This is a genomic window from Colwellia sp. BRX10-1, from assembly GCF_014077545.1.
In the GTDB taxonomy this organism is placed as follows: Bacteria; Pseudomonadota; Gammaproteobacteria; order Enterobacterales; family Alteromonadaceae; genus Colwellia_A.
This window is the reverse complement of the sequence record NZ_JACGWC010000003.1, coordinates 38676-53209: the sequence shown is the minus strand read 5'-3', so window position 1 is coordinate 53209 and position 14534 is coordinate 38676. Positions and strand designations below refer to the sequence as shown.

General features: G+C 37.9%; 6 protein-coding genes. 3 read left to right on the top strand and 3 right to left on the bottom strand.

All coding sequences use genetic code 11. The features are described from left to right. The first annotated feature begins 4 nt into the window (after positions 1 to 4). The gene (locus tag H4J75_RS04170; protein WP_220465239.1) at positions 5 to 187 is read left to right on the top strand and encodes a hypothetical protein; all 183 of its coding nucleotides are present in this window, start codon (positions 5 to 7) and stop codon (positions 185 to 187) included. 302 nt (positions 188 to 489) lie between these two features. On the opposite strand, the gene polA is transcribed toward H4J75_RS04170, so the two are convergent. Continuing rightward, the gene (gene polA, locus H4J75_RS04165) at positions 490 to 3249 is read right to left on the bottom strand and encodes a DNA polymerase I (RefSeq protein ID WP_182221433.1); all 2760 of its coding nucleotides are present in this window, start codon (positions 3247 to 3249) and stop codon (positions 490 to 492) included. An 825-nt stretch (positions 3250 to 4074) separates the two neighbouring features. On the opposite strand from polA, the gene H4J75_RS04160 reads away from it, so the two are divergent. Continuing rightward, positions 4075 to 6102 (top strand): methyl-accepting chemotaxis protein, encoded by a 2028-nt coding sequence (locus tag H4J75_RS04160; RefSeq protein ID WP_182221432.1) that lies wholly within the window; start codon positions 4075 to 4077, stop codon positions 6100 to 6102. Between the two features lie 100 nt (positions 6103 to 6202). On the opposite strand, the gene gorA is transcribed toward H4J75_RS04160, so the two are convergent. Together gorA and H4J75_RS04150 are read right to left on the bottom strand one after the other, a co-directional pair. Continuing rightward, positions 6203 to 7558: a glutathione-disulfide reductase gene (gene gorA, locus H4J75_RS04155; RefSeq protein WP_182215330.1), complete on the bottom strand. Its 1356-nt coding sequence runs from the start codon at positions 7556 to 7558 to the stop codon at positions 6203 to 6205. Positions 7559 to 7625: 67 nt separating this feature from the next. Beyond that, positions 7626 to 12152: an EAL domain-containing protein gene (locus H4J75_RS04150; protein WP_182221431.1), complete on the bottom strand. Its 4527-nt coding sequence runs from the start codon at positions 12150 to 12152 to the stop codon at positions 7626 to 7628. A gap of 322 nt (positions 12153 to 12474) precedes the next feature. On the opposite strand from H4J75_RS04150, the gene prlC reads away from it, so the two are divergent. Then, positions 12475 to 14520 (top strand): oligopeptidase A, encoded by a 2046-nt coding sequence (gene prlC, locus H4J75_RS04145; protein WP_182221430.1) that lies wholly within the window; start codon positions 12475 to 12477, stop codon positions 14518 to 14520. The last annotated feature ends 14 nt before the right edge of the window (positions 14521 to 14534 follow it).

Genomic DNA, 14534 nt, shown 5'->3' with positions numbered 1-14534 from the left:
TATTGTGGCAAAAAAAGCATATCCTCTTCGCATTAATGAAGAAATTCTTTCTGCCATGCAACGCTGGTCTGATGATGAATTACGCAGTTTAAACGCGCAAATAGAGTACGTGCTGCGTGATGCCTTAAGAAAGTCTGGCCGAACTAAGCCTAAACCGATAGAGGCTATTATTGATCCTAAAAGTTAATCTTGTTTTTAAATACCCGTAAACGGATGATCGACAGTGATACGTTATTAAGTGGTGTCGATCATTCATATACTGAAATATAATTACATAAGATATAGTTATCAAATTTTAGACAAAAAAATACCGATGACAATGCCATCGGCTTATAAGCTATGAGGAGAGCTTGAATATACAAATTATTACAACAAGCGTTCACAAAAGAACAACTACATTATAGAGTAATCATTCTACTTTTGTAAAGCGCTTTATGTAATTAAATTACACTTTAGTTTTAAAACCACCAAAAAAATAATATTGCATAGTTAATGCGCCTGCTCCCAGTTATCACCAATACCTGCCTCAGCAATGAGGGGGACTTTTAACTTCACCGCATCATTCATAATTTCAACAAGCTTCGCCGTTGTTTCATCAACGATGTCTTGATGAATTTCAAATATCAACTCATCGTGTACTTGCATTGTCATTTGAATACGTGGGTCTTGCTGGATTTGTATCCATTCATCTACAGCTAACATCGCTTTTTTAATAATATCAGCGGCAGTGCCTTGCATAGGTGCATTAATAGCGGCACGTTCAGCGCCTTTTCTACGCATCGCATTTTTAGCTTTAATATCAGGTAAATATAAACGACGACCAAAGCATGTTTCCACAAAACCTTGCTCTGCAGCTTGCTGACGCGTGTCCTCCATGTAAGCCATAACGTTAGGGTAACGTTCAAAATACTTATCCATATACTCTTGCGCGCGATGGCGAGGCACATCAAGTTGTTTTGCTAAACCAAACGCTGACATTCCGTAAATCAAACCAAAGTTTACTGCTTTAGCGCTACGGCGTTGATCAACCGTTACCTCGGCCAAATCGACACCAAATATTTCAGCCGCTGTTGCTTTATGCACATCTCGCCCTTCTGAAAAGGCAGAGACTAATCCTGGATCATCAGATAAATGCGCCATAATACGCAGTTCTATTTGAGAATAATCTATCGCGACAATTTTATGATCTTTGGGCGCAATAAAAGCTAAGCGAATTTTTCGACCCTCTTCACTACGAATTGGGATATTTTGAAGATTTGGATCGGTCGAAGATAAACGCCCTGTTGCCGCAACGGCTTGTTGATAAGAGGTATGTACTCGACCTAACTTGCACACTAACAAAGGAAGCTTGTCAGTGTAAGTCGATTTTAACTTACTCAATCCTCGGTTTTCTAAAATAACTTTCGGTAAAGGGTAATCTAACGCCAGCTCTTGTAACACTTCTTCTGCGGTTGAAGGTGCACCTTTGGGCGTTTTCTTAATAACCGGAATTTTTAACTCTTCAAACAATATTTTTTGTAGTTGCTTGGGTGATGATAAGTTAAACGTTTGTCCGGCAATATCGTGTGCTTGAATTTCTAATTCTTGTAAGCGCATACCAAGTGCATGGCTTTGTTCATTCAACAAATCAGAATCGATTAGCACACCGTGTTGCTCCATACGCGCTAAAATAGGTAACAAAGGCATTTCAATGTCGGTAAATACTGATAATTGATCTTTATTTTTTTCTAACTTAGCATAAATGGCTTGGTGCAAGCGCAAGGTAATATCGGCATCTTCGGCGGCATAATATCCCGCTTTTTCAATTTCAATTTGGTTGAAAGTTAATTTTTTAGCGCCCTTACCAGCAACTTCTTCAAAACTGATCGTCTTGTAGCCTAAATATTTAGTCGCTAATGCGTCCATATTGTGGCGAGTCGCAACACTGTTTAAACAATAAGACTCGATCATGGTATCAAAAGTAATACCTTGCATTTCAATATCGTAACGTGAAAGCACGTTAACATCATACTTTAAGTTCTGACCAACTTTTGCTTGATTTTTATCTTCGAGAAGTGGTTTTAATTGCGCCAAGACCCAGTCACGGTCGAGCTGTTTGGGTGCATCAGGATAATCATGCATAAGCGGCACATAAGCGGCAGTTCCAGCTTCGATAGAAAACGATAAGCCCACTAACTCTGCTTTCATATAATCGACACTGGTTGTTTCGGTATCAAAGGCAAAGAGATCCGCATTTTTTAATTTAGTCAGCCATGAAGTAAACTCAGCTTCGCTAAAAATAATTTGATAGTCAGTTTCAATATCATCTGCTGCAGGTGTTTCTTCTACAATCGAGTCAACACTTGAGGTTTGCTGTCCGGGTGAACCCGCAATAGCAGATTCACCATTTTGTAAGTCTGCTAATAACCGGCGCAATTCAAATCGAGTGTATAGCTCAGTTAATTTTTCAACATCGGCAACGCCTGGCTGTAATTGATCAGCGGTTTGCTCAAGCGGCACATCAAGTTTAATGGTTGCTAATTCATAAGAGAGGGGTAAAAACTCAAGTGCTTCACGTAAATACTCACCAATCTTACCTTTTACGTTTCCGGCATTAGCCATCACATTTTCTAAATTTTCGTGCTCAAGCAACCATTTTACTGCGGTTTTGGGACCACACTTATTAACCCCTGGAATATTATCGACTTTATCACCCATTAACGCGAGGTAATCAATAATTTGATCTGGGCGGACACCAAACTTTTCAATAACACCATCAACATCCATTTTTACATCGGTCATGGTATTAATAAGCGTGACATGCTTATCAACGAGTTGCGCCATGTCTTTATCGCCAGTTGATATAACGGTATCGATACCCGCTTTACTCGCTTGTTCTGCCAAAGTACCAATAACGTCATCGGCTTCGACGCCATCAATCACCAATAGCGGTAAACCCATAGCGGCAACAATTTCATGGATTGGTGCAATTTGAGTACGAAGATCGTCGGGCATTGGTGGACGATTCGCTTTATATTCAGGATACATGTCATTACGAAAGGTCTTTCCTTTCGCATCAAATATCACAATAACATTGCCATTTGGATAATTTTTTTTCAGACTTTTTAGCATGTTTAACACGCCAGTAATCGCACCGGTAGGTTGACCATCTTTTGTCGATAATGCTTGTAAATATGGAACATGATAAGCACGGAATAAGTACGAAGAACCATCTACTAAAATGAGTGGCGATAAAGCAGAATTTGTCATGATGATATGTGACTAGAAGTGAAATTTGGCTAAGGATGCCATACTCAGTACATTCTCTCCACTTAATCTATAAAATTAGTCGCAAAAGATCGTAGAAATTGTGGATAAGTATGTTGAAAACAACGTAGAAAACCATAACAACCAAATGGCTATTACGGTAAATTTGTAGGTAACATCTTATTTTTATTGAGAAAAGGTAGTTTGAAATTCCTTTTTCACATATTTATTATTATTTTTATTTATGTGGATAAAAATTTATCCTGTACGTTTTCAGCATCTTATTAATTGTGTGTTTTTTGTGCTGCTCAAATAAACGAGGTAAGAGAGTACCAGAATTTTCTCTCAATACCAGACAATTATTAAATTATTTTTAGTGGTATATTTCGGCTTTAAATAACTAAAAAACATAAGCGAATAACAGTAAGACTTAGCGCGATTTTAAAGATAAAAAAAGCTGAATTAATTTATCTTTAATTTGAATAAAAGCTCAAATAACCAAAAAACAAATCATCAAAAATATTACTTTATTATTCTTGCTTTATTTTTATAATTAATATTTAATTTTTAATGTTGTTACGGGAGCTTTTTAGCTAAGCCATCTGGTCATACCTTTATTGAGTAGAGAAGATTACCGTGATACTGTAATTAAACTTAAGATATGGATGTCTTTTAGGCCAGTAGGTCACCCTTTAATTTAATTTGGTTTAATTGTTAGGTAAAACGCTTTTATCTAAGACATTTTAATAATAAATGCACACCTTTATCACATTAAGTAAATATCGGATTACAATTAAAGGATGAGCAACGTAACACAAGGCTTAATTAATGCTGAATCTCACCATAAAACAAAAAATCATCTTTGGTTTTACTACGATTGGATTATTATTATTAACGGCAAGTAGCTTTTTTTACTATTCATTAAGTAAAATTTCTGACGCCAATAATAATGTTGAAACATTAGCCGTTCCTGTGCAAAAACAAAGTGGCACGTTACAAGTTCAATTGCTGAAAATGATGAAGCAAGCGGCTGTCGCTTATACACAATCCGATGCTAATGAGTTACAGGAAAGTTTAGAGCAGTTTAATCATCTACAAAAAGATTACCAAGCAACTGTTCAGCTATTACGCCTGAAAGTGACTAAGCAAGCAAAAATGCAATCGGCTCTTGAAGAAGCACAAGTCCAATATCAACAATACTCAACCGATATTCAAGCAATGTTCTCAGCTAAAATAGGGCATCAGCAAGCAACAAGAGACTTCCAAGCTGACTATAAAACTTTTGAAAATGCTCGTTATCAAGCAAGCACCTATATGCTTGATTTAGAAATTATTGAAGCGACGGGTCAGGAGAAGTTACTTGATGAAGTTATTGGTACAGGTACGCGCATTGATGACTCACTTTTTAGCTTAAAAAACACTATGTCAGGGCTTGACCGAATAGAATCAACAGACTTAGTGACTAAACACCAAGATGATATCATTTTTTTAATCAATAATATTGAAACTAATTTTGCTTATTTAGTCCAGCAAGCTGAGCCACTTAATGCTAATGAACTGTTAAATGACTTTAAGCAGAACTTGACGCTGATGCAAGAATCAATTCAACAACCAGGTCGTTTATACCAACTACAACTACAAACAATTAATCTACAATATCAAGCAAAAGAAGCTTATCTTTCTGCAACCCAATCTTATAATTTAAGCTATGCCAAGCTAGATGAATTAGTTTTATTAGCGAATAAACGTTTTGCTCATTTTCAAAACAATGCCCAAGAAGAAATTGAAAGAGGAAAAACTTTAGCCATCGTTTTAGCGTTAATATTTATTGTTATGGCGAGCTTTATTACTTATGTCACAACTAAAGCCATGATTGGTCCATTACGGGCAGTAAACAAAGCCTTGGCATTAATCGCTAGTGGTAACTTGTCAAAGCGCATGGAAAAACGCAGTGATGATGAGTTTGGCGGGCTGATTACTAATATTAATAAGTTATCTGATGATCTAACTCAATTACTTAACGCCATTAATAAAGACGCCCATTCGCTTGATGAATCTGCGGCGTTAACCAATCAACAAAGTTTGTTTATATCAGAATCCGCCAGTCAACAAATTACCCGTATTGATAATGCCAAACAACTTGCTGAACAAATGTTTGCTAGTTCAAGTATGGTAAAAGATGAAGCAGTGACTACCGCTTCCCATGTCACTGAAGCATCACAACGCAGCCAAGACATTAATAATATTGCTAACGATAACAGCCAGCGTATTAAGCAATTATCAACTCGACTGGGTGAATCAGTGGAAGTCATGGAATTACTTAGCCAGCATAGTCGCAGCATAGGTAGTATTTTAGATACCATTGGTGGTATTGCTGAGCAGACTAACTTACTCGCTTTAAACGCGGCTATTGAAGCAGCAAGAGCCGGAGAGCAAGGTCGTGGCTTTTCAGTGGTTGCTGATGAGGTAAGATCATTAGCTTCTCGCACTCAGGCGTCCACCGCTGAAATACAAGTGATGATTAATAATTTACAAAAAGATACTACTATTGCGGTCAAGGCGATTTCTGAAGGCCAAACACAAGCCAGTGAATGTGTGGCTCAAAGTCAGCAATTAAGCCATGCCATTAACCAAATTGAGGACACCTTAAAAGCAATTGACTCGATGAGCAAAAGTATTACTACTGCAGCACAAGAGCAGTTGGTTTATAGTGAGCAAATTGAACAAACAATGAATGAAACGGCTGATGCGGCAAATAAGAATGCTATGGAAGCGAGTAATATGCACAAAAGAAGTGAAGATGTCAGTACTTTAGCGCATTCTCTAACCAGCTCAGTAGAGCGTTTTACACTTTAAGCGGCGGATTTATTAGCGCTAGTTAAAGTAGTGTCGAGCGTCATCATTAATAGCCAGAAGATGACGCCAACACAACTTTGTATGGTGTGGTTAACGCCACTTAATTCATGGTAACAAACTCTTCTGCACTTGTTGGGTGTATCGCAATAGTGTTATCAAAGTCGGCTTTAGTTGCGCCCATTTTCATGGCAACCGCAAACCCTTGCAACAATTCATCACTACCAAAACCAATACTGTGAATGCCAACAATTTTTTCTTCTTTACCAACACAAATAAGTTTCATACGCGTAGGATCACGATAATCTTCAGTCATCGCCTGATACAAAGCAGTGAACTGTGAATTGTAAACCTTAACCTCTTCTACGCCGTATTCGTCAAGCGCTTCTTTTTCTGATAAACCAACCGTACCAATAACTGGGTGACTAAACACAACCGTGGCAATATTTGAATAGTCTAAATGCTCGTCAGGTTTATTATTAAATAAACGTTCACATAAGCGACGACCTGCGGCAACAGCGACCGGTGTTAATTGTGCACGACCGGTATTATCACCCACTGCATAGATACCTTTAACATTGGTATTTTGGTATTTGTCTGTTGAAATAAAGCCTTGTTCGTTCATTGCGACGCCAGCCAACTCAAGATTAATTTTATCTGTTGCTGGCTCTCGCCCTATTGCCCAAATTAAAGAGTCAACAGGCCCAACAGACTTACCATTTTCCAAATGGATGGTCAGTTGACCATTATCGTGTTTTTCAACATGACTGGGTGTACTGTGGGTATGCAGTGTTGGACCATGTTTTGCCATTTGTTCGACTAACGTGTCACTGAGCATATCGTCAAAACCACGTAGTGGCTTTTCTTTACGCACTAATAAATGTGAGGTGGTGCCTAAAGCATGAAATACGCCAGCAAGTTCTACGGCAATATAACCTGCCCCAACAACCGCAACACTTTTCGGTTGTTCTGTTAATGCGAAAAAGCCGTCAGAATCGATACCATGCTCTGCACCTTCAATACTTGGAATGCTCGGACGACCACCGGTAGCAATAACAATATGGTCAGCGGTAATTTGTTCGCCATTAACTTCGACAGTATTTTTATTGATAAATTTGGCAAAACCATCAATGACAGTAACACCGTTACTGGCAAAGCCACGAGCATAGGCTGCATGAATGCGCTCTATATAAGCTTCCCTGTTTTTAACTAACGTGCTCCAATTAAAACCTTGTAACGGCGCATTAAAACCGTAATCAGCAGAGTAGTGTAACGCATCGGCAATTTGCCCGGCATACCACATGGCTTTTTTCGGCACACAACCCACATTGACACACGTGCCACCAATTTGCTTAGCTTCTATTACTGCTGCTTTTTTACCGAGCTTTGCTGCGCGATTTGCAGAAGCAATACCGCCACTTCCTGCGCCAATGGCAAGAAAGTCAAAATGTTGAGTCATGTTATTATTCCTAAAAAAATGTATGAGTTATATATGTGGCTAAACAAGCGTTATTCAAGCCAATTAGCTATTCTGGCTTATTCACTTTTATCGCGATAATGTCATCATGCAAAAATTGTTCAATTTTAGCAGCTCCAACTGGCTTACTATAAAGGTAGCCTTGGATAAGGTGACAGTGTTTTTCGCCTAAAAATTTCAGTTGTATTTCATTTTCTACACCTTCGGCAATACAAATCATTTTCAAGTTTTTTGCCAAGACTAACGTCGCAGCAACAATCGCTTCATCAGCAGAGTTAATGCCAATGCCAGAAATAAAGCTCCGGTCAATTTTTAATATTTTTAAAGGTAGCTTCTTTAAATAAGACAAGGATGAGTAACCGGTACCAAAATCATCTAAAGCAAGTACCACACCTAATTTATCAAGCGCGGTCATAGTTGCAATAGCTTTATCAGGATCAGAAATAAGCATGCTTTCAGTGACTTCAAACTTAAGCGCTTCTGGAGGTAAATCATGTTCTTGTAAAATATTTTTTAAATAATGAATTAAATTGTCTTCAAGAAAGTGCTGAACAGACAAATTAATTGATAAATAGATATCCGGGCGAATTGCCCGCCATTTTTTCAAATCTATCACACCACGTAAAATAGCCGCTTCAGTCATAGGTATAATCAAACCAAGATCTTCTGAAAGTGGAATAAAATTATCGGGTGGAATTAACTTGTCACCACTTTGCCAGCGTAATAATAATTCGGCGCCAACGGCCTTACCTTTATATGAGTCAACAATAGGCTGATAATAATTAATAAATTCGCTGTTTTCAAAAGCCAACTTAAGCGTTGATTCAGCAAGTAACCGCTCACTTGCTTCAACATTCATACGGGGTGTATAAAATTGAAAGGTATTACGGCCAAGTTGCTTAGAATGATACATAGCGACATCGGCGTGACGAAGCAACTCATCACTATCTTTGGCATCTTCGGGGAAAAGTGCAATACCTATACTAGCACCAACACTGATGGTATTGCCGTTTAATAGCACCGGCTCGCCAACGGCAGTAATCACCTTCTGTGCAACTCGACCCAGCTGACCATGGCCGCGAAAAGACTCTAGCAGAACAACGAATTCATCACCGCCAATGCGAGCAACGGTATCATCAACCCTCAGAACTGCTTTTAAACGCCTGGTGACTTCTTGTAAGAGCAAATCGCCACAGTCATGACCCAATGAATCATTAACTTGTTTAAACTTGTCTAGGTCAATAAAAAACAAAGCAATTGATTGTGACATGCGGGCAGAATAGTCCATTGCATGTTTTATTCTGTCGAGCAATAATGAACGATTAGGTAAATCCGTTAAATGGTCATAATTGGCTAAATAACGCAGCTCTTTTTCTGCATGCTTTTGCGCGGTTATATCGGTAAAAATACAAACAAAATAAATACTATTCGTTGACTCATTAAGGCTGGCACTGACCGTTAAAATAACATGGAATTCTTCACCAGCCTTTGTTGTTATTAGCTCTTCACCTCGCCAATCATCCCCAGCCTTTAAATGAGAAAATAAGGTCTTATAAAACTCAAAGCGATCGTTTGTTAATCCAAATAATTTCGCATCGAAAGCGAACTCTTCATCTTGCCAAGCAAAAACCTCACGCAAGGACTCATTCGCGATGACCCGACTAAAGTTGTCACTAATAATTAAGACCCAATCTTTGGTTTTCTTAAAAGCTTCACCATAGAAGTGAGCACGTTCGGCGTCGGCTAACGACTGGGTAATATTTGTATACGCGCCGGTAATTCTGGTTGGCTTGCCTTTAGTGTCAGTTGCCACAATTTTTCCAAGGTCTTTAAACCACAACCAATGACCATTGGATTTTTTCATTCGGTAACTACACGAGAAGCTTACCTTAACATCAGCCGCAGCCAAAAATTGTAACCATCGTGAATGAAACAATTCACGTTCATCTTTGTGAATTAACGACAAATGCTCATTAAAGCTATAAGAATATTTAAGGTCGCTATAACCTAACTCTTCAGAGGCTCGTTTAGCGAACATTAAGTTATTATCGCTTTGCCAATCCCACACTTCACTATTACTACCGGTTAAGGCTAGCTGCAATCTATTTTCTCGGTATTTTACCTCTTCATGTGCGGCAAGTAATAAACGCGTATTTTGTTGGCGTTTTGCATACCACAGCATAAATAAAGTCAATAGGAGCACAATATAAACTAAGTAAGCTAAAGGCGAAGACCAAAGAGCATATTTCACCACGAAGTTAATAACAAAAGCTTCAGAATATTTTTTAGTTTCAGCTGATTGGATACGCACTACCAGCGAATGCTCCCCTGAAGGTAAGCTCGGAAAAGTAATGTGATTTTCAGTGGTTAATGGATAACTTATGTTATCAGAACCTTGTAACTTATATTCAAACAGGAAATTATTCGTGTTGTTGTAAGATAATGGCGAGAAGTCAATACGAATACCGACATCATCATAATTTAACTGAACGGTATCACCATTACTCAGCACAAAAGGCAAAGCTAAATCACGTGATAACACATCAATATTGGTGGCATGAACACTAAGCTGATCTTCATAATTTTTCTTCTTTAAGCTGAGAGGGTTAAAAATACTTACGCCATTCATCGCACCGTAAGCAAAATTGTGATTATCCATTTCATAGAAAGCGCCACCATTAAACTCTCTGCCAATTAATCCGTCACTTATACCAAAGTTACGAATATGGTGTGTTTTAATATCTATCATATAAATGCCATTATGACTGGCATACCAAAGGTCACCTTCAGGGTCTACCAATAAGCCATAGATATTATTGCCGATAATAGAATTACCTTTGTGGTAGAAATATTTTTGTTCGTAGGTTTTACTGTCTAAACCAACAAGCCCTTTGCCTGAAAAACTAAACCAAAGCATGCCTTTTTTATCAAAGGCTAAGCTTTCTATAAAGGTCCACTCGGTTTCTTTAATGTTAAATTCTTGATATATAAATGTATTTGTGCGAGTTTTCAGGTCAAAAAACCAAAGGGAATTATTGGTAGCAAAAAGCATTTTGTCACTATTAGGTAAATAGCCTAGAATACTAGAAATTTTATCTTCTGCTATTTTTTCGCTCATCTCATCAAGTGGGTCAATAATCCCCGTTGTCAGTGAAATACGATTGACACCTTTTTCAGTAATACTCCACAACGTATTATATCGATCATAAAAGAAAGAATACTGCTCTAACGCAAGGAGTTCTTTGACTTTATCGTCGTACGGAATATCAATAAGTTTTTTACTTTCTATATCAAATAACACCACGCCTTTTGCAGTAGAAAGCCATATACGTTGCTGTAAATCTTCATAGATACCTCGTATATGGCTAATATTAAAAGTGCTTTTGGGGTTGCTTGTTGTTAAATAGTGTAATATTTTTTTGTCACGCGTATTAAGTAAATTAAGCCCATTTCTTGTACCCACCCATAGCTGTTCAGGATCGCTACGTAGTGCGGTAATAAACCAAATAACATTGTCTGTTAGACTATTTGCATTGTCTTTTTTGTAACCATAATTACTGATTAAGCTCCGCTTAGGATCCCACTTATACAGGCCCGTTGCCGTTGAACCTAACCAAAATGAACCTCGTTTGTCTTTCATAATAGAAACAACATCATTGCTTTTAATATGGTCAAAAAATTCATTAAATGAGAAAAGAAATTCGGTGGTGTCGGTGGTGGTATTAATGACTGACAACCCTAAGTGACTGCCTTGGTATAAATGATCGCCATCAGCATAAAGCTGCCAACTTGACACGGCATCAGTGATCACTTTATAAGCAGGCAATTGAAAATCGCCGGCTAAATAATTATTCACTTTATTAACGGCTAGACTATAAACACCATGATCTGTCCCTAAATAAAGATCATTGGTTGCACTAATATTCAGGTTGTACACTTTATTTGCACCGACAGCACTAAAGCTGTCCGAACTAATTTCAGTCGACGTAACCGCAGGTAACTTTTTCCATGCTTTAGTTTCAGTATTCAGCGCAAAAACACCAACACGTGTCGCAATGTATAAGATGTTTTGATGTAACAATAATTCGAAAATATTATTAACCGCAGCAAGCTCATTTGATAAATCTAATAGACGCGTACTTTTTTGAGATATTTTGTTATACACGATGATAGTTTTTGCACTGGCAATAAAAAAGTCATTATTGTTGCCCTCGACCATATCAGCTATATAATAATCTTTATTGATCGGATCTGTTTGTAGAATCTTTTGGTAGGTATCTGTTTTTTTGTTGTAAGTAATTAGCCCTTTATCAACGATGTTGAACCAAAGTAGTTTGTCCTTATCTTGAATAATCCGGTACGTTTCATAATTCTCAAAATCATTATCGGGCCCAGGTAAACTGCGAAAATTATAACCGTCATACATATTCAAGCCACTTTCAGTGCCAACCCAGATAAAGCCTTCATCATCTTGAAAAATAGCTTTAACCGAACCTTGAGACAAGCCATGTTCAACTGACAAGTTTTCTAAATATAAATTATTCACCTCTGCTTGTGCTGTATTTGTAAAAAGCATAGCGCACAGTAAAAAAAGTGAATATAAGGAATTCACAGCAAAAAAACGAAACATAACACCTCGAGAAACTCATGACGAAGACAAATCATATATTTTTAGTATAAGTAAAATACAATAAAAATAAATATTTATCCGAACTAAAAGGGTAAATAAAGAGCCTAATTAACAATAACAAACACCGTATTAACATAGACAGTAGCATTTATTTTTTTAAGGTGATCAATTTTAAGTAAAATAGATTGAAAACAAAAAGGGCTACACCTTGAATCTTTCCCATTATGGTCTTACATCTACATCATCATTTAATAAAGAATACCGCATTATGAGCAATCCATTATTAACAGTTTCAGATTTACCCCAGTTTTCTCAAATAAAGCCTGAACATATCAAGCCTGCTGTTGAGCATGCGATAGCAGAATGCAAAAAAGTGATTGCAGCAGTGCTTGAAGAAAAAACATTTACCTGGGCAAACTTAGTTATGCCTACGGACGAAGCTGACGATACGTTAAGTAAGCTGTGGTCGCCGGTATCCCACATGAATTCGGTGGTTAATAGTGACAAATTACGTGACGCATACGAGTCATGTTTACCACTGTTATCTGAATACAGTACTTTTGTGGGCCAGCATCAAGGGTTATATCAAGCCTACCAACAATTTGCCAACAGTGATGAATATTCACAATTAAATATTCCTCAAAAGAAAGTCATTGAGAATGCCTTACGGGATTTTAAATTGTCGGGCATCGCATTAAACGATAATGATAAAAAACGATACGGTGAAATCGTTACTCGTTTATCGGAGTTAAGCTCAACCTTTGGCAATAATGTACTCGATGCTACGCACGCTTATAGCGTTAATATTACCGATAAAAGTGAACTTACTGGCTTACCTGACAGCGCTATAGAAGCCGCAGCAGAACTAGCAAAAGAACAAGAAAAACAAGGCTGGCTATTTACCTTAGACATCCCTAGTTATTTACCCGTAATGACTTACTGCAGCAATGCGACATTACGTGAACAGCTCTATCGTGGCTTTGTTACTCGCGCTTCAGACCAAGGTCCCAATGCCGGAAAATTCGATAACAGCGACATCATGAACGAGCTATTACTACTACGTCATGAATTAGCACAGCTATTGGGCTTTAATAACTTTGCTGAGAAATCAATTGCTACCAAAATGGCATCATCAACCACTGAGGTTTTAGACTTTCTAGAAAACCTAGCGGTAAAATCGAAGGTTCAAGGTCAACAAGACTTAGATGAAGTTAAAGCTTTCGCTGAAAAAGAATTTAACCAAACAGACTTACAAGCTTGGGATCTGCCCTACTATAGTGAAAAATTAAAGCAAAGCCGTTATGCTATTTCAGACGAAGAATGTCGCCCTTATTTTCCAGAAGAAAAAGTTGTAGCTGGCTTATTTGAAGTTGTTCATCGTTTATTTGGCATGACAATCAACCAAGTAGCTAACATCGACACTTGGCACAAAGATGTGAAGTTTTATCAAGTATACGATCGCGATAATAATTTGCGTGGCCGCTTTTATTTAGATTTATACGCCCGCGCCCACAAACGTGGTGGCGCATGGATGGACGATTGTAAAAGTCGTCGTGAATTAGCCAATGGTGATATTCAATACCCTGTTGCCTACCTAACCTGTAATTTTAATAAGCCTATTGGTGATAAGCCTGCGCTATTTACCCATGACGAAGTGGTTACTTTATTTCACGAATTTGGCCATGGTATTCACCATATGCTGACACAAATCAACACCAGTGGCGTTTCAGGTATCGATGGTGTGCCGTGGGATGCAGTAGAGTTGCCTAGCCAATTTTTAGAAAATTGGTGTTGGCAGCCAGAGGCATTAGCCTTTATCTCAGGACACTACCAAACGGGTGAACCACTACCGCAAGCTATGCTTGATAAAATGTTAGCGGCAAAGAATTACCAATCTGCGATGCAAATGTTACGTCAATTAGAATTCAGTATTTTTGATTTTAAAATGCATAAAGATTACCAACCTGCACAAGATAACTCTGGGTATATTCAGCAAACATTAAATCAAGTGCGTGAAGAATATTCAGTATTGAAAGCCGCCGACTTTAATCGCTTTCAACATGGTTTTGGTCATATTTTTGGTGGCGGTTATTCAGCCGGTTACTATAGTTACAAATGGGCAGAAGTATTATCTGCAGATGCCTTTAGTCGTTTTGAGGAAGAAGGCATTTTTAACCCGAAAGTGGGTAATGATTTCTTAACTAATATATTAGAAAAAGGCGGGTCTCAAGAACCCAGTGTCTTATTTAAAGCCTTTCGTGGCCGTGAGCCTGAGATTGATGCTTTACTCAGACATTGTGGTATTGAAGGATAATGAGTGGCCCTAAA